At 43.4% G+C, this 16,088-nt stretch carries 18 protein-coding genes; 5 read left to right on the top strand and 13 right to left on the bottom strand.

What is annotated here, in order from left to right:
• Nucleotides 1–54: 54 nt before the first annotated feature.
• Together AB4238_RS00310 and dolP are read left to right on the top strand one after the other, a co-directional pair.
• A complete protein-coding gene (locus AB4238_RS00310; RefSeq protein WP_020912196.1) occupies nt 55–648 on the top strand; it encodes a phosphoheptose isomerase in 594 nt (197 codons plus the stop codon).
• Nucleotides 645–1,214 carry a division/outer membrane stress-associated lipid-binding lipoprotein gene (gene dolP, locus AB4238_RS00305; protein WP_372030574.1) on the top strand — a complete coding sequence of 190 codons (570 nt, stop codon included), beginning with the start codon at nt 645–647 and terminating at the stop codon, nt 1,212–1,214. The genes AB4238_RS00310 and dolP overlap by 4 nt, the downstream gene beginning before the upstream one ends.
• Nucleotides 1,215–1,249: 35 nt before the next feature.
• Here the strand turns inward: dolP and AB4238_RS00300 are convergent, their stop codons facing one another.
• Complete coding sequence (locus tag AB4238_RS00300; RefSeq protein WP_372030573.1) at nt 1,250–2,131, bottom strand: DMT family transporter; 882 nt, start codon at nt 2,129–2,131, stop codon at nt 1,250–1,252.
• A 166-nt stretch (nt 2,132–2,297) separates the two neighbouring features.
• Between AB4238_RS00300 and AB4238_RS00295 the strand changes: the two genes are divergently transcribed.
• The gene (locus AB4238_RS00295; RefSeq protein ID WP_372030572.1) at nt 2,298–3,167 is read left to right on the top strand and encodes a LysR substrate-binding domain-containing protein; all 870 of its coding nucleotides are present in this window, start codon (nt 2,298–2,300) and stop codon (nt 3,165–3,167) included.
• A 55-nt stretch (nt 3,168–3,222) separates the two neighbouring features.
• Here AB4238_RS00295 and trpS read toward each other — a convergent pair whose 3' ends face one another.
• Genes trpS through rpe form a run of 3 tightly spaced genes read right to left on the bottom strand, consistent with a single transcriptional unit; the run spans nt 3,223 to nt 5,615 of the window.
• Complete coding sequence (gene trpS / locus AB4238_RS00290; protein WP_371993278.1) at nt 3,223–4,233, bottom strand: tryptophan--tRNA ligase; 1,011 nt, start codon at nt 4,231–4,233, stop codon at nt 3,223–3,225.
• Between the two features lie 29 nt (nt 4,234–4,262).
• Nucleotides 4,263–4,937, bottom strand: coding sequence for a phosphoglycolate phosphatase (locus AB4238_RS00285; RefSeq protein ID WP_372030571.1), 675 nt, complete (start codon nt 4,935–4,937; stop codon nt 4,263–4,265).
• Between the two features lie 3 nt (nt 4,938–4,940).
• Nucleotides 4,941–5,615, bottom strand: a complete 675-nt coding sequence (gene rpe, locus AB4238_RS00280) for a ribulose-phosphate 3-epimerase (RefSeq protein WP_020912190.1) — start codon at nt 5,613–5,615, stop codon at nt 4,941–4,943.
• A 202-nt stretch (nt 5,616–5,817) separates the two neighbouring features.
• Between rpe and AB4238_RS00275 the strand changes: the two genes are divergently transcribed.
• Together AB4238_RS00275 and AB4238_RS00270 are read left to right on the top strand one after the other, a co-directional pair.
• Entirely contained in the window at nt 5,818–6,159 is a 342-nt protein-coding gene (locus AB4238_RS00275; protein WP_372030570.1) for a hypothetical protein, read from the top strand.
• Nucleotides 6,160–6,167: 8 nt separating this feature from the next.
• Nucleotides 6,168–6,353, top strand: a complete 186-nt coding sequence (locus AB4238_RS00270) for a DUF2970 domain-containing protein (RefSeq protein WP_372030569.1) — start codon at nt 6,168–6,170, stop codon at nt 6,351–6,353.
• A gap of 28 nt (nt 6,354–6,381) precedes the next feature.
• Here AB4238_RS00270 and AB4238_RS00265 read toward each other — a convergent pair whose 3' ends face one another.
• The 9 genes from AB4238_RS00265 to AB4238_RS00225 form a co-directional block, all read right to left on the bottom strand.
• Complete coding sequence (locus AB4238_RS00265; RefSeq protein ID WP_372030568.1) at nt 6,382–7,221, bottom strand: Dam family site-specific DNA-(adenine-N6)-methyltransferase; 840 nt, start codon at nt 7,219–7,221, stop codon at nt 6,382–6,384.
• Between the two features lie 52 nt (nt 7,222–7,273).
• Nucleotides 7,274–8,695 carry an AAA family ATPase gene (locus tag AB4238_RS00260; protein WP_372030567.1) on the bottom strand — a complete coding sequence of 474 codons (1,422 nt, stop codon included), beginning with the start codon at nt 8,693–8,695 and terminating at the stop codon, nt 7,274–7,276.
• A gap of 148 nt (nt 8,696–8,843) precedes the next feature.
• A complete protein-coding gene (gene aroB / locus AB4238_RS00255; protein WP_372030566.1) occupies nt 8,844–9,923 on the bottom strand; it encodes a 3-dehydroquinate synthase in 1,080 nt (359 codons plus the stop codon).
• A 3-nt stretch (nt 9,924–9,926) separates the two neighbouring features.
• A complete protein-coding gene (aroK, locus tag AB4238_RS00250; RefSeq protein WP_044555803.1) occupies nt 9,927–10,442 on the bottom strand; it encodes a shikimate kinase AroK in 516 nt (171 codons plus the stop codon).
• A 215-nt stretch (nt 10,443–10,657) separates the two neighbouring features.
• The gene (locus AB4238_RS00245) at nt 10,658–12,709 is read right to left on the bottom strand and encodes a type IV pilus secretin PilQ (RefSeq protein ID WP_372030565.1); all 2,052 of its coding nucleotides are present in this window, start codon (nt 12,707–12,709) and stop codon (nt 10,658–10,660) included.
• 20 nt (nt 12,710–12,729) lie between these two features.
• A complete protein-coding gene (locus tag AB4238_RS00240; RefSeq protein ID WP_372030583.1) occupies nt 12,730–13,245 on the bottom strand; it encodes a pilus assembly protein PilP in 516 nt (171 codons plus the stop codon).
• A complete protein-coding gene (locus AB4238_RS00235) occupies nt 13,245–13,859 on the bottom strand; it encodes a type 4a pilus biogenesis protein PilO (protein WP_371993262.1) in 615 nt (204 codons plus the stop codon). The genes AB4238_RS00240 and AB4238_RS00235 overlap by 1 nt, the downstream gene beginning before the upstream one ends.
• Entirely contained in the window at nt 13,856–14,437 is a 582-nt protein-coding gene (locus tag AB4238_RS00230) for a PilN domain-containing protein (protein WP_372030564.1), read from the bottom strand. The genes AB4238_RS00235 and AB4238_RS00230 overlap by 4 nt, the downstream gene beginning before the upstream one ends.
• Nucleotides 14,425–15,504, bottom strand: a complete 1,080-nt coding sequence (locus AB4238_RS00225) for a pilus assembly protein PilM (protein WP_372030563.1) — start codon at nt 15,502–15,504, stop codon at nt 14,425–14,427. Before AB4238_RS00225 ends, AB4238_RS00230 begins: the two co-directional genes overlap by 13 nt.
• Between the last annotated feature and the right edge of the window lie 584 nt (nt 15,505–16,088).

The following is a 16,088-nucleotide window of genomic DNA, read 5'->3' as shown; positions in this document are numbered from 1 at the left end:
TCATTTTACAATGTGCGTAGATAGAAACGCGCAGGACTATAAAAAGGTAATCCCATGTTAGAGCGTATAAAAGACAGCTTTACAGAATCGATCCAAACTAAGATTGATGCTTCAGAAGCACTACCAGAGTCAATTGCTAAAGCAGCAGAGATGATGGTTCAATGTCTATTAGGTGGCAATAAGATTTTAGCTTGTGGTAATGGTGGTAGTGCTGGTGATGCACAGCATTTCTCTGCTGAGCTGTTAAATCGCTATGAAATAGAGCGTCCACCTTTACCTGCTATCGCACTGAGCTGTGACACCTCTACGATTACCGCTATTGCTAACGATTATAGCTACGATGAGATCTACTCAAAGCAGATTATGGCGTTAGGTCAACCTGGTGATATTTTGCTAGCGATCTCAACCAGTGGCAACTCTGGTAACGTCATCAAGGCAATGGAAGCTGCGTTAAGCCGCGATATGACCATTGTCTCCTTAACCGGTAAAGACGGTGGTGCAATGGCGGGCTTACTGAGCGTTAATGATGTTGAAATCCGTGTCCCTTCGAATGTGACGGCTCGTATTCAAGAAGTACACTTATTAGCGATTCACTGCCTATGTGACAACATCGATCGCACCCTGTTCCCTCAGGACGAACAAGCATGAGAAAACTGCTTTCATTAGTTGCTATATTGTTGATGCTTCAGGGCTGCGCAGGAGCCGTAATGGTCGGCGCTGTCGGAGGTGCAATGATGGTCAACGATGAACGCAGCTTTCAGACACAGCTTGACGATACTAATGCTGATTTTAATATCTCCAGCGCACTTTCCTCACATGATGACTTGAAAAATCAAGCGAATGTGACCGGCGTGGTGATGAACTCGAACGTATTGATGATAGGCCAAGCACCTAATTCAATGTTAAGAGACAAAGCCGTACGTACGGTGCAAGAGCTTAAAATTGGTGGCAAGATCCACAATCAGATTAGGATCGGTAACCCGACCTCTTTCACCACTCGCAGTAATGATACTTGGATAACTACCAAGGTCAAAAGCCGCATGTTGAGTGAAGATGGGCTAGATGTCACCAACATTAAAGTGGTGACCGAAAATGGTGAAGTATTCCTAATCGGTTTAGTTGCACGGCAACAAGCGGATCTAGCGGTAGACGTTGCCCGCAATACCGCTGGAGTACGTAAGGTGATTAAGGTATTTGAGTACACAGATTCCTAACCTAAACCACCTTACTCCACTACCGATTCACTAAATCATCGTGCATTTTGCTCGATGATTTTTTTTGGGCTGCTGGCCATCTTATAACTTAGCCACGGTAAGATAAGTGACGGCAGCACAATAAACGCAGCACCGACCCAGCTTAATGCATCTAACCACTCTTCAAACAACAACCAACCGAAGAAGACACAAAATAGCAGCCCGCTATACTCCGCAATCGCTACTTGGCTAGCCTGTGCACGGCGATAGGCCAATACACAAAACCAGTGATATGCCAGTAAAAAACTATTACTCAGCGCAGCAATAACCACCAGTTGCCAACTAAGCCCCTCTAACCCTTGCACAGCAACCATAACGGCCACCAGCGGAATACTTAGAGCGTTGTACAGCATAAGCGTCACTGTGGGGTTCTCTGTCCCTGGTAGCTTACGCAATGCCGTCTGGTTAATGGCAAAAGTCAAAGCCGCTATCAGCACAGCGATACCAAACCAGTTTATCTCACTCGGCCTTAACAAAATTAAGATCCCAATAAAGCCGAGAATAGTGGCTAGCCATTGTGATGGAGTAACTTTCTCCTTAAGCAGTACACAGCCAAGCAAAACAATGATTAATGGCGCCGAGAAGAACAGTGAACTCACGGTTGCCATCGGTAATGCCATCAGACCCATTATTAAGCACACAGCTCCTAAAGCCCCGGTGTTAGCCCTAAATAAGTGCAGCTTAAGGTGGTTAGACGTTGGGCATCGAGCTGCAAACCATAAGGGTAGTAGCATCAAAACAGACAATACCTGACGGATGAGCAGGAACGTTGCAGCATTACTGCCCTCAGGCATCCATTTAATTGATACGTCATACAGCGCACTAAATAGGTTGCCAAATATCAACAACCCAATGCCAATCATTACGTTTGACTTCATCTCTAACTTCTAATCACTTAACTCAATATGCGCGGATGATATAGCGCGCAAATCTTGACTAGAAATGATGTTTTTTACCCATACATGAATTAAATTAATACCATGAGCGAGATCACTCATTAAATTCATATCAAAGTGGATAAGCTTGTATTAATAAGGGGCAATTATGAGAAAACTTCCGCCGTTGCGTGCGCTTCAGGTCTTTGAAGCTGCAGCAAGACAGAGCCACTTTTCCAAAGCTGCTGACGAACTATGTATTACTCAAAGCGCGGTTTCGCATCAAGTCAGACAGCTAGAAGAACACTTTGGTGAACGTTTATTTAAACGTGAAGGACGGCAGTTGCGACTCACTAGTAAAGGCCAGCATCTTTATGAGTCACTGGAACGGATTTTTAATGAGCTTAGCGATTTAAGCATGCAAATTAGCGGCGATAGTAACGACCAACTGCGGCTCGCCGTCTACAGCTCTTTTGCCATAAAATGGTTAATTCCTCGATTGAACGACTTTAGAAGGCTACATCCAGAAATAAAGATCCGCCTTGATATGATCACCGATGATCCAGAACTCAGTGATAGCGTGGCAGACATGTTCATCACTGGCCAAAGTGGTCAGCCTGGTTATTATCATCAGTCGTTACATAAAGAGCGCTTGGTGCCGGTTATTAGTCCGGGTTTATTATCCTCCGATGACCCAATACATGAGCTCGATTCACACCCACTACTCACCGTTGATGAAGGGCCACTAGGACTCGACTGGGATCGCTGGTTTATCGCCAACGATAAGTTATTACCGCCAGAACAACAGCAGCATATCTTCAGTCACGTGTTATTAGCGATAGAGGCGGCGATTGCAGGCCAAGGGATAGCACTAGCATCTGACTTTATGGTGCAAACGGATATAGAGAAAGGTGTATTAGTTGCGCTAGCATTGCCAGATATTTTAACCGGGTTTGAATTTTACTTCAGTTGTAAACAACGGCGACTGAAAGAGCCCGCTATCAAAGCCTTTGTAGCCTGGCTCAGTCGTCAATCATAAGCCAATAAAAAAGCCAGCAGTGATGCTGGCTTTAGTTATTAAGGCTTTTATCAAGCTACACGATAAGACCAATCTTTTCGTACACTTGCTTAATAGTGACCTCTGCTCGAGCTTGGGCTTTCTCCGCCCCGTCTTGCATCACTTGATTCAAGAATGTTTGATCTGCACGGTACTCTTTAAAGCGTTGCTGAATTGGCTCAAGCATGTTTACAACCGCTTCACCAGTAGCAACTTTTAAATGACCATACATCTTGCCTTCAAACTCAGCTTCTAGTGCTGCAATTGATTGCCCTGTACAGCCTGACATCAAGCTCAACAAATTAGATACACCAGGCTTTTCTGCGGCATCGAATCGCACCATTGGTGGTTCTTGTCCATCAGTCATCGCCTTTTTGATCTTCTTCATGATCGCTTTTGGATCTTCCAGCAGCTCGATAACATTATTACGGTTGTCATCTGACTTAGACATCTTCTTCAGGGGATCTTGTAGCGACATCACCTTCGCGCCATGCTCAGGAATAAACGGCTCCGGTACCACAAAGGTTTCACCGTAAGCGTTATTAAAACGAGTCGCGATATCACGAGTCAGTTCCAAATGCTGCTTCTGATCTTGACCTACTGGGATCTCATTGGCTTGATAGAGTAAAATATCAGCAGCCATTAGCACTGGGTAACCAAACAAACCAACGTTAATGTTGTTGGCATGCTTTTGTGATTTGTCTTTAAACTGCGTCATGCGGTTTAGTTCACCCATCTGGGTGTAACAGTTCAACGCCCAACCTAGCTGTGTATGCTGCGGCACTTGCGACTGAATAAATACCGTGCTCTTTTTAGGGTCGACACCACAGGCTAAATATAGCGCTAGAGTATCAAGACAAGCTTCACGTAATTTAACTGGATCTTGTCTCACGGTGATTGCATGCAGGTCAACGACGCAATAAAGGCAATCATGACTATCTTGCATGGCAACCCATTGACGTAACGCGCCCATATAGTTACCAATGGTAAGTGCACCTGAGGGTTGAGCACCACTTAGGACTACAGGTTTCGTTAGAGGGGTCGTCATTTTATTTATTGCTCCATTGCTTGTCGCGCTTACTTTAGTAACGCGGAAATTTCACTAAATTGTTCACATACTGCGGTCGGGCAGCTTAGGCCAATATCTTCACCGTAGTTGTAGCCATAGGTCAAGCCTATTGAACCGATAGCAGCAGCTTTTGCCGCTAATATGTCATTTTTTGAGTCGCCAACCATTAATAGTTGCTCAGGTTCAAGCTGCCACTGCTGCATAATATGCGTCAACGGTAGCGGGTCGGGTTTCATTTTAGCTAATGAATCACCGCCTAGTACTATCGAAAAATAGCTGTCTAGGTTAAACGCTTTCAGCAGTGGCACCGTAAATTCGAAAGGCTTATTGGTGACGATAGCCAGTTGGTAACCCGCTGAGTGCAGCGTTTTAAGTACTTGTTCGACGTTGTCGTATAAGCGACTATGCTGCTGCAGATTTTGCTGATAAAAATGCATAAACCTTGGCATACACGCAGCAAGTTTCGCGTCGCTAACTTCAGTATTAAGCGCAAAATTAAGCGCTCGGCGCATCAGCATTTCAGCGCCATTACCGACCCAGCTACGAACTTGCAACTCGGTGCTTAGCGGCAACTCAAGCTCTTGCAAAGTCGCATTGGTCGCAGCAGCAAGATCAGGAACGCTATCAATAAGCGTTCCGTCTAAGTCAAATGCTACCGCTTTAATCTGACTAAAATCAGTCATTGACTACGCCTCAACGCTAGCAAGTTCAGCACGCATTTCGTCGATAACTGCTTTGTAGTCCGGCTTATTGAAAATAGCAGAGCCAGCAACAAACATATCTGCGCCTGCAGCAGCAATTTCAGCGATATTATCCACTTTAACGCCACCATCAACTTCAAGGCGGATATCAAAACCACTGTCGTCAATCAACTTACGTACCTGACGTAATTTGTCTAACGTTGACGGGATAAACGACTGTCCACCAAAACCAGGGTTTACTGACATCAACAAAATGACATCCAGTTTGTCCATCACGTGGTCTAAATAATGTAATGGCGTACCAGGATTAAACACTAAACCCGCTTTACAGCCTGACTCTTTAATGAGTTGCAAACTACGATCTAGGTGCTCGCTCGCTTCCGGGTGGAAAGTGATGATTGAGGCGCCCGCTTTGGCAAAATCAGGGATTAAGCGATCAACTGGTTTAACCATTAAATGCACGTCAATATCAGCCGTTACACCGTAATCACGCAATGCTTTGCACACCATAGGACCTATGGTCAAATTTGGTACATAGTGGTTATCCATTACATCAAAATGGACAACATCGGCACCCGCGTTCAATACCGCATCAACGTCTTCACCTAGACGAGCGAAATCTGCAGACAAAATAGAGGGAGCAATCAAAAATGGACGCATATTAAAACCACCAGTATGTTTAAGAAGTGCACTATTCTACCTGCTGCTGTCCACGCTCTCTATAGCTAGCAACCCATTTCGCCAAATTGGTAGGCTAAAATTTTTCATTGCAACAGTGAAAATGAATTTAAATGTAAAAAATGTTTAAAATATAACCTTGTTTGCTATAATGTTTCGACTGCATGAAAAATAGGAGGACGACATGAAAGGATTACTCGAGAAAACAGCGACTTTTAGAGCTGCTGCTACTCTTGCTGTCGTGACTGCAGCTATAGGAACGATTAGCTTAACATCCCAATCAACTGAAACAGCCTCTAGCGCTGCTTGTGTGTGTGATAATGCCACCAGCAGTTATAACCCTGGGCTACCAGCGAGTCACCCGAGTAATCGATGTGCTTCTCAGTCACATGATTTGAGCTGGAAGAGTTGGTTATCAGGAAAAAGCCAAACTAATCAGTTACATTTCATCGATCTTTTTGAGCTGTTATATGGCCATCAAAGTTCACCAATGAATAGCGATAACTCTCCGATGAAGGGTGAATAACAACACTTATGCTATATCGATGGTGGCAAGTACTCTTAAGTACCCTAGCCGCCTTTATTGGTGTGCAAACAGAACAAAATCGGCTTAGAGACTTTCAAACTTCCTCTCCAATTCCCTACATAGTAATGGGCGTATTACTCGCTGTTGTATTTGTTTTAGGACTAATTTTTATTGTTAATCAGGTGCTCGCCTAGTCATTAACAATTAATACCAAACCCGAAATCAGTCATTTTCGCTATGATAAGAATCATCATATAGCGCCATCAATTCATCAACTTTCTTACGGCCACTGCCTTTTTGACTAATATTGCGCTGCACTTGAATCGAACCAAATGTTGCGCCATGGTAAAGCTCTCTAGTTAAAGGAATATCGTGGTTACTTATCAATACTGGTATGCCACGTTCAATAGCGGTATGACGTGACTTTCTTGCAAGTAGTGCCTGGTCATCCAATGAGAAGCCTGCGCCGACATAAGTGGTAAAGCTCGCCGTTGATGACAATGGTGCGTAAGGCGGGTCGCAATACACCACATCACCATCTTTAGTCATGTCGATTGCCTGTTCGTATCCGATACAACGAAACTCAGCGCGTTTTGCTTTTTCTGAAAATGCGCGGATCTCATTTTCTGGAAAGTAAGGCTTTTTATAAGAACCAAAAGGCACATTAAAGCCACCTTTGCGGTTATAACGGCATAAACCGTTAAAACCATGACGGTTCATATAGAGGAAATACACCGAGCGCTTAAAAGGGTCTTTAGTCTCATTAAAGCTACTGCGGACTTTGTAGTAAGCCTCTTTCTGATTCATCTCAGGGACAAACAGTGCTTTAGCGGCTTTGATGTACTTTTCAGGATCTGATTGCACGATCTTATACAGGTTAATCAGATCTTGATTAATATCGCACAATAGGTAATGGTCATAATCTGTATTAAGGAACACTGAACCGGCACCCACGAAAGGTTCTACAAGTCTTTCACCTTGAGGGAGATGCTCTTTTAGAGCTTCAATCAGTTTAAATTTTCCGCCAGCCCACTTTAAGAAGGCCCTTTGTTTTTTAATCATTTAAATTGATTGAATACTAAGAAAAAGAGAGCTGATGATTGTACTCTCTTTATTAATTAATTTCACGAGTTGGAACACTATCTTGTAACTCATATTCAGTAAGATCTTGCCACTTTCTTATCCAGGGGGCTGAAATATTGCCGTTTGCCGTTAATTTCAACGATTGCTCTCTTGCTTCGTTTAGCGTGACAAACTCGCCCAACAGCACGACCCAGCGACTCCTATACCTAGCAACCTTAACCCCATCTTGCTGCGCTATTTTCTCTAACGTTCTCGCTAAAGAATCTAAACGCTTAACACTAGCAAGCTGCAATGTGTAGCCATGAGTGGGCTTTGGCTGCACGTTAATGCTAGCAGTGATATCTTTTTGCTGGTTTGATGGCGTTGGCGTTTCAATTTCTTTGATTGAGAAAGTCTCAATACTTTGACTTGCCACAGGTTCCACTGTCTCCGCGATAATGTTTTCCGGATCAACTAGAGACTCATTAGCAGTGAGCATTTCTGAATGGCGAGGTTTGTCAGCTTGCTCAGTTTCTAGCTCACTGGCGAAACTTTTATCACTCTCAACTTTATCTTCTATCAGACGTTTTTTTTCTAGCACTATAAAATATTCTGCTAAAAGTTGCTCACCATAGTCGGCCAAAAAGGGAGAAGTCAAAACCGGGGCACCAGCAAACACCACTTCAGTTACAGGTTCACTCTCTTGCTCTGACTCTCTAAAAAACCAAACAAGGAAAAGAACAACAAATGTAATGGCCGCTACCATCAGAGGGCGCTTGAACTTGGAGGAAGGTAGCGCCTCTTCGGCATCGCCATTTAACGCAAGTTCAAGTAGCAGAACAACTTCTTTTGGGGTGCCACGTTGAAGCTCTAGCCTGTTTTTAACAATATCTCTAGGGGTAAATGGCTGTGCTTCACTGCGGTTCAATAGCGTGTAGTAAAGTCCTTCCCGCTCCACACTATCGATGGGATCAATATCTAACGGCAATAACAACTGCCTCTGATCCACTGGAAGTTGCTGTAACACATCATTAAGAAACTCAACCGGGCAAGTCATCGTTATATTGACGGTTTTACCTGCAAAAGACATTTGGCTTAATACGATACATTCAGCCCAGATCTCTAGCGGTATATAATGCGCATCATCGAGAACGATACAACTGGCCGATGGTAGTGCTGCGGCAGCTCTTAGCATTGTTTCCGGCAGAGGTAGCTCATCATCAAATACTGGATCGGCTAACAACTGAACCAGTATCTTTCGACGAATTTCAGCACTATCACAATATTTAGGACAGATAACGAGGGCCGAACTAAATTCTTCTAATTCAGTCAGTAACGCAGTAACAAGCGTAGTTTTGCCCGCGCCCTCTTCACCCGTTAACACGATGAGCTGCTGACCATATAAACTAATATGCTGTAAGCGGTTTAAAAGTGCTTCTTGGCTAGGCAGTAATATTGAACCGGTAAACGACATTTAAGCTAATACTCCCACACTTGAATGCACAGAGCATGGCTGGTAATGACGCAGCAAAAGTTGCCTATGCTGAATAAACATAGGGGCTTTACCCATTAAAGAATTTGAAAATATGAAGTTAGCTTTCACCGAGTACCTGCAGCATAGTTTATGCGCAGTCGATAACCTCTTGAAGTTGCTCGTCAGTCACATCGCTATAGATCCCCGCCCGGCCTAAGCCTTCGGGTAATACTAAACGTAACTGTCCTTTGAGCACTTTTTTATCGCGGCGCATATGTTTAATGAACTGTTCAAAATTCATCGATTCCGGGGCTGAAGTTGGTAGGTCGAATGCAGCAAGTAACGCTGTAATACGACAAACAATTGACTCTTCAACTAACCCAAGCTTATTTGAGGTAATTGCAGCAAGGACTGTGCCAGCAGAAACAGCTTCACCATGCAACCACACGCCATAACCCATTTCAGCCTCTATGGCATGCCCAAAAGTATGCCCCAGATTAAGCAACGCTCGCACTGCTTGTTCTGTTTCATCCTTTTCGACGACATCGGCTTTAATTTCACAACAGCGACCAATAGCATATTCCAGTGCTTGAGTATCAAGCGCCTTCAATGCTTCAACATTGTCTTCTAACCAGCTGAAAAATTCCGCATCCCACATAATGCCGTATTTAATCACTTCTGCCATACCAGCAGCGAACTCTCTTTTAGGCAAAGTGCTTAAACAATCAGTATCAATCAATACATATTTCGGCTGATAAAAAGCGCCGATCATATTTTTCCCTAAAGGGTGATTGACCGCGGTTTTGCCACCGACAGAAGAGTCAACTTGTGAAAGTAAGGTGGTTGGGATTTGAATAAAATCGATACCACGTTGGTAACTTGCCGCGGCAAAGCCGGTCATGTCACCAATAACACCGCCGCCCAATGCAATCAGTACCGTGTCACGGCCCAAATTTTGTTGTAGCAAAGAGGTGAAAATAGAGTCCATCTGGCTCAGCGTTTTATATTGCTCACCATCAGGTAAAATCACGGGAGTCACGCAGCTGAAATCAGACAGCATGGCTTGTACCTTTTCAAGATACAGTGGCGCTATCGTTTCATTAGTGACAATGAGGATATTCTTATTTTTAAGATAGCGAGCCAAAGGCTCGCCATTACTTAACAACTTCTGGCCAATTACGATTGGGTAACTACGTTCACCGAGTTCAACCAGAACTTGTTTAGTCATATCTTAAAAACCTAATTGCTCAATGATTTGGTTTGCAACTACCTTAGCGCTTTGTTCATCGGTTTTAACGATAACATCAGCGATCTCTTCGTAAAGAGGGTTACGAACCTCTGCTAGGTTTTCTAGCACTTCTCTTGGATCATCTACTTGAAGTAGTGGACGACGCTTATCTCTTTGCGTACGTGCTACTTGCTTGTCGATTGTGGTCTCTAGGTAGACAACAATCCCACGAGCAGAAAGATTATTACGGATCTCTTTGCTCTGAATTGAACCACCACCCGTTGCTAACACGATACCTTGCTTTTCGGTTAAATCAGCAACAACTTGTGTTTCGCGAACGCGGAAGCCTTCTTCGCCTTCGACATCAAAAACCCACGCAATGTCAGCGCCTGTACGGCTTTCAATTTCTTGATCTGAATCGTGGAACTCTAAGTGCAGCATCTGTGCCAGATGACGGCCTATAGTGCTTTTACCAGCCCCCATAGGGCCTACTAGGAAAATATTACGTTTTTCGGCCATTGCTATATACGTCTGAATCTTATTTGAAGTTTGCCTACGCCAACTCGAAAAAGATGAGTTGACCTTAAATGTTACCTTGCTCTATTGAGACTTGACCGCTGATTATCTCAGCTAACCGCTATTGATGGCAAGCGAAGTAACACATTTCTATCAAAAATCTATTTCACATTGCCAAAAGCCAGCGCTAAGCGCTGGCTTTTATGTCGTTATTACGATTAAAGTGCTTCGGAAACTATTTTAGGAGTGACAAAGATAAGCAGCTCTTGTCGCTCATTCTTATCTGATGTACTTCTAAACATAAATCCAAGGTAGGGGATATCGCCTAAAAGCGGAACTTTACTTACACGACTGATCAATTGCTGCTGGTAGATACCACCCAATACGATGGTTTCACCATGATCCACCAGCACTTGAGTGCCAATACGTTGAGTATCAATAGAGACTGCTTCTCCCGTAGGCGTAGCCACCACTTTACCTTGTGAATCTTGAGTGATCTCTAAATCTAGAATGACCCGGTTATCTGGCGTGATTTGGGGCGTCACTCGCAGTGATAATACCGCTTTCTTAAATGTCACAGTCGTAGCGCCACTTGAGCTGGCTTCGACATAAGGGATCTCAACACCCTGTTCAATATAGGCCGCTTTTTGATTTGACGTCATAATACGCGGGCTAGCAATAATCTCACCTTTGTTTTCTTGCTCAAGCGCACTTAATTCAAGATCAAGCACAGTGCCATCTGCAAGCTTAGCCACTGAAAATGCAATACTGGTTGCATTAACAGGTGCTGCCGGCAGGTTAACGTTTAACCTATCGCTAAGGCTAGGTAAAATACCAGCTGCAATATCATTAGCGCCTTCTAAACTGCCTGAAGTACCTTTGGTCCCTTGCTGGTCTGTTACCCCCCAGCGTACACCGAGGTCTTCCGCTACGTCGTCTTTCACTGTGACCATGCGTGCTTCAATGAGTACCTGCTTAATCGGAATGTCGAGCACTTCAATTAGGCGATAAATACTCTCTAAAGTCTCTTCAGTATCTTTCACTAATAGCGTGTTGGTGCGCTCATCGACCGCAACACTACCGCGACTAGACAGTAAGCTAGAGTCTTCACCCTTTAAGAGAATGGCTATATCAGCGGCTTTGGCGTAATTAATTTGCAAGTACTCTGAGTAAAGCGGTGCAAGCTCTTTTACTTCCTGGCGATTTTTAAGCTCTTGGCTTTCTCTTATGGCAATCTCTTCACTTGGAGCAATCATCAAGATATTACCTTCGATACGCTTATCTAAACCTTTAGTTTGCAAAATAAGGTCAAGCGCTTGGTCCCAAGGCACATCGTCGAGTCTTAAGGTAATATCACCTTCAACGGTATCACTCACCACCAAATTGAATTTGTTGTAGTCGGCAATGATCTGCAGCACAGTCCTAACCGCCATATTTTGAAAGTTCAGTGACAGTGAGCGCCCATCATAGGTTTTCTCTTCTTTGGCAATATCAAGACGTTCAGCCTTTTCCATGCTCAAGATAAAAACACGACCATCTTGTTGATAGTCATATTCATAACTACCTTCAATATCAATCAAAAAGCGACTGGTAAGATCTTCTTTGAATGTTTCAAAGCTATTAACTGGGGTAGCAAAGTCATGCACATCCATGACGTAAAGCAGATCAGAGCGAATGTCCGTATTGTATAATTTAAGCTCGAGCTTAGAGCCAACCTGCTCTACATTTGCAGCCACAGTGCTATTGTCTAATTTCACCAACAACTGGCCGCCACCATTAGCTGTGCGCTTAAAATCAATACTTTCAATGCCATTTACAAATGGATTATTGCCACCAGCATGGCTATTAATGACTTCGTCATTGATCGTTAGCCGGTAGGTATTGCCAACAATCCTGCCTTGATAGGCCTTAACGTCTTCTAAGCCAATAAAGACTTGAAGATTGGCACCATTTTGCACTGTACTAACAGTTTCAACATCGACTGTATCAATCGGCAATGTTTGCTTCTCTAGCCCTGAAATACTATCCGCAAACCCCAAAATGATCTGTGCTGGGTCGGCATTTAAGTCTATTTCAGGCTCTTCAATTGGCTGTTCAAACACCAACTGCAGCTCTAGCTGATGATCAACTACCGCATGATATTTAACGTCGATAAGCTTATTGGCGGCATTAGCAAGCGGAGCCATCCCTAAAAGGAGTGCAAGGCTAAAAGCAACCTTGATAAAAGACGCGGCCATGTTGCGGGCGCGGTGCGTGATAGACAATCTCATGATTCCCTCTGTCATCCTTATCATTCTCCTGTAAGTTCCATGCTGCTAGAGCGCTCTGTCCAGCAACCAGAACCATCTGGGATCAACTCTATAATTTCGATCGTTTGCGGCGTTACTTTGGCTATTTTGCCATGATAAAGCCCCAAATATTGGCCCGTTCCGAGGCGGTAAACACTGCCATCACTCGTCTCAAGTAGGGCCCAAATAGCACCAGCTTCACTTAATGTTCCACGCATCTTTAAATTATCGAGTGCATAGGTTTCTAAGCGGCCTTTTCGACGTTTTAAATCCGGCTGCAAACAATCCTTAGTGGTATCGATAACCTCTTCAGTCAACTCTCTTGACGGCGGCATATAGGGGCTACGCATAAGATCTGCTTGATAATCAAAATGTTCAAATTTAGGTGTAGCCTTAAGTGGCTTGATATGAGCCACGTGCTGCGCTTTAGTGGTGGTGACAAATAGCTCTAAATCACTACGATCTCCGACACAACCTGTGAGCATAATAGCGAGTACAATGGCAGCATAAGATCTCATCATTTTGATGCTCCCTTTTCTGCTGGCAACTCAGCCCCCTCTTTAAAACGGTAAGTCTTTGCGAGAATATCCATAGCGAGCCCGCCACTGTCGTCTCGGCTAATCACAAAATCATGCAAACTAACAATTCGAGGTAACTTTGCGACCCCACTGACAAGGTGCCCAAGCTGATGATAATCGCCACTGACGGCAATTTTTATCGGAAATTCGATGTAAAACTCTCGAACGATTTCAGAATCCCAATCTAGGCTATTGATTTTAAGACCTGCATCGGTAGCCACAAATGTGATGTCATCGAGTAAGCCCGGCATCTCATTTTGAGAGGGAAGCATTTTCAATAGTTCAGCAAACTGCACTTCCATTACTGCCAGCTGTTCGCGATACAATTTAAGATTAGCGGCGAGTTGATATTTAGATTTGAAGTCACTCTTTAATTGTTGCTCTTTTTGCTGCTCCGCATTGAGCGCATCAATTGCATCTGAAACAAACAAAAAATAACTACCGACAAACACACAAATGGCAAGTAATGCGGCAAACACCACTTTAACCAATTTCGGCCAAGCGCCTATGTTTTCAAAATCGATATCGTTAAATTGACTCAGGTCGAGGTTCATTTACTCGCTCCTTTATCCGCGAGCAAGTCTGCACTGTCGCCGTCGGTAATAGTGACTCTCAGCGTGAACCGTTGCAGCTGTCTAAGCTCTTCATTTTGCGCAACAATTGATTGCATATTAGGATCTTGTAACCAATCAGAAGTCTTAACTTTACGCATCATATTAGCGACATTATTATTTGACTCACTGCGACCTTCTATCCATAACATACTGCCTTTCTTTTCAATACTGGAAAGGTAGATCCCCGCAGGCACGATACGCACGAGTTCATCTAGAACATGTGTCGGCAGATTCCTAGATTGCTGTAGCCCCAGAATGATCTCTGTTCGACGTTCAATATCTTTTTTACGGGTTCGAATTTTGGTAATTTCTGCTATCTGCGTCTCAAGTAATTGAATTTCTGACTGTAAGTAAGCATTGCGACTCTTTTGCTCATCTGCGACTACGTCTATCGCCATTAATGAAAGGTAAACTACGAGACCAGAAACCAAGAAAACCAGTGCGAGTACACCGGTATAATCTCTTTTCTGTTTTTCACGCGCTTCTTCACGCCAAGGTAAGAGGTTTATGTTCGCCATTCAGCATAACTCCTTAGCGCTAATCCACATGCCAACATATATTTGCCAATGTCTGGTTGGAGTTTCTGCTTAACAGCATCATCGGCATGTAAACAACCCTTAAACGGATCGCCTATCACGGTATTCACGCCTAATTCATTTATCATCAGATTTGTCATACCTTCAAGCTTGGCTGTACCGCCGCACAATACGATATGATCAACTCTGTCTTTACCGCTAGAGGTACAGTAAATTTGCAAAGTACGCTTTATCTGCTGTAGAAGTTGGGTTTGAAAAGGAGACAGTACTTCAAACATATAATTGCGGGGTAACTCTCCGGCTAACTTCGCCTTTTCAGCCTGCTCATAAGTCATGCCATAAAAAGAGAGTATCGACTGTGTAAATTGCTCTCCGCCAAATGCCTGCTCTCTAACAAAAGTCGTCTCGCCGTTTTCTACCACTGAAAAAGTGGTGATATTGGCACCGATATCGACAAGAGCGACCACTTTATTTTGCGCGTCTTGTGGCAACTGCGCCGATATCATTTCAAAAGCTCGACCTAAGGCATAACCTTCAACATCAACGACTTTAACCTCAAGGTTTATCTCTTCAAGGGCATCGATTCGGCTATCAATATTTTCAGAGCGACAAGCACTAAGTAATACGTCGACTTTGCTTGGATCCGTTTTATTGGCATTAAGCGTTTCAAAATCGATATTAACTTCGTCTAGAGAATAAGGAATAAGATTATCAGCTTCGATCTCTATCTGGGCTTCCATCTCTTCTTCACTTAAAGAGGAATCCATATAGATAACTTTGGTCATAACAGCAGAACCTGATACGGCTACAGCGGCAAATTTCGTGGTTTTAGGAAGTGAGCGCTTAACCTGTTTCAGTGCTTCTGCAACAGCTTCCGTATCACGAATTTCATGATCGTTTACAGCCCCCTTCTTAAGCGGGATTGCAGCATGACTTAGTATTTTATATCCATCAGCAGTCTTACTCAGCAGAATCGCTTTAACTTCATGGGAACCAATATCAATCCCAACCATCTGCGGAGCCTGACGCTTCCATATATTCGAAAGCATAGTCCAACGTCACTTTATTATTATTTTCAAAAATAGATTAGCACATAATCTACGCGTTATAGCTATTTGTACAAAATGTTTCTGGATTTTACAATTGCCATTTTATTGACTTTAAATAACTACTTATATCGCTCGATACTGTGTCAGACTACAAACCTATATCATTTTTACCATGTACACTGGTTTATCACAATATATAGATTTAAATACTGCAATACAATGCAAATGCAGCATAAAAACCTAACGTCGCAGTTCTGACGGCGGTGAGTTTTAATTCGTATTTATTTTCAATAAGATCGATTACAGCATAATTAATTACGCCAATGAGTATTTCAGTTAACGCTTATATCGGTTCCCCCTTAAGCATTCTCGACTTTATATGATTAGGGGCAGTTGATCTTTCGCGGTTGTTTTGCCGCAGTTTATTGGCATTTTGACAAGGCGGAGGCTATGCCGTTTAGTTATTCTCCACAAACAGTCTACAACACAGTAAAAATAGCCAATAAACGCTGCCCTTTGGGTTCGTTTCAATTCTTTTATTCTTTTATTCTTTTATTCTTTTATTCTTTTATGACTAGAGTGCG

It is taken from the genome of Shewanella sp. 10N.286.45.A1, assembly GCF_041470405.1.
Classification (GTDB): Bacteria; Pseudomonadota; Gammaproteobacteria; order Enterobacterales; family Shewanellaceae; genus Shewanella.
The sequence above is the reverse complement of the archived record's forward strand: the minus strand, read 5'-3'. Positions and strand labels throughout refer to the sequence as shown.

Excerpts from the sequence above, each read along its gene's own strand:
- AB4238_RS00260 (WP_372030567.1), bottom strand. The coding sequence starts at position 8,695 with ATGTCGTTTACCGGTTCAATATTACTGCCTAGCCAAGAAGCACTTTTA.
- AB4238_RS00285 (WP_372030571.1), bottom strand. The coding sequence starts at position 4,937 with ATGACTGATTTTAGTCAGATTAAAGCGGTAGCATTTGACTTAGACGGA.
- AB4238_RS00275 (WP_372030570.1), top strand. The coding sequence starts at position 5,818 with ATGAAAGGATTACTCGAGAAAACAGCGACTTTTAGAGCTGCTGCTACT.
- AB4238_RS00295 (WP_372030572.1), top strand. The coding sequence starts at position 2,298 with ATGAGAAAACTTCCGCCGTTGCGTGCGCTTCAGGTCTTTGAAGCTGCA.
- AB4238_RS00235 (WP_371993262.1), bottom strand. The coding sequence starts at position 13,859 with ATGAACCTCGACCTGAGTCAATTTAACGATATCGATTTTGAAAACATA.
- AB4238_RS00240 (WP_372030583.1), bottom strand. The coding sequence starts at position 13,245 with ATGAGATCTTATGCTGCCATTGTACTCGCTATTATGCTCACAGGTTGT.
- AB4238_RS00300 (WP_372030573.1), bottom strand. The coding sequence starts at position 2,131 with ATGAAGTCAAACGTAATGATTGGCATTGGGTTGTTGATATTTGGCAAC.
- AB4238_RS00270 (WP_372030569.1), top strand. The coding sequence starts at position 6,168 with ATGCTATATCGATGGTGGCAAGTACTCTTAAGTACCCTAGCCGCCTTT.
- AB4238_RS00245 (WP_372030565.1), bottom strand. The coding sequence starts at position 12,709 with ATGAGATTGTCTATCACGCACCGCGCCCGCAACATGGCCGCGTCTTTT.
- AB4238_RS00310 (WP_020912196.1), top strand. The coding sequence starts at position 55 with ATGTTAGAGCGTATAAAAGACAGCTTTACAGAATCGATCCAAACTAAG.
- aroB (WP_372030566.1), bottom strand. The coding sequence starts at position 9,923 with ATGACTAAACAAGTTCTGGTTGAACTCGGTGAACGTAGTTACCCAATC.
- dolP (WP_372030574.1), top strand. The coding sequence starts at position 645 with ATGAGAAAACTGCTTTCATTAGTTGCTATATTGTTGATGCTTCAGGGC.
- AB4238_RS00225 (WP_372030563.1), bottom strand. The coding sequence starts at position 15,504 with ATGCTTTCGAATATATGGAAGCGTCAGGCTCCGCAGATGGTTGGGATT.
- trpS (WP_371993278.1), bottom strand. The coding sequence starts at position 4,233 with ATGACGACCCCTCTAACGAAACCTGTAGTCCTAAGTGGTGCTCAACCC.
- aroK (WP_044555803.1), bottom strand. The coding sequence starts at position 10,442 with ATGGCCGAAAAACGTAATATTTTCCTAGTAGGCCCTATGGGGGCTGGT.
- AB4238_RS00265 (WP_372030568.1), bottom strand. The coding sequence starts at position 7,221 with ATGATTAAAAAACAAAGGGCCTTCTTAAAGTGGGCTGGCGGAAAATTT.
- AB4238_RS00230 (WP_372030564.1), bottom strand. The coding sequence starts at position 14,437 with ATGGCGAACATAAACCTCTTACCTTGGCGTGAAGAAGCGCGTGAAAAA.
- rpe (WP_020912190.1), bottom strand. The coding sequence starts at position 5,615 with ATGCGTCCATTTTTGATTGCTCCCTCTATTTTGTCTGCAGATTTCGCT.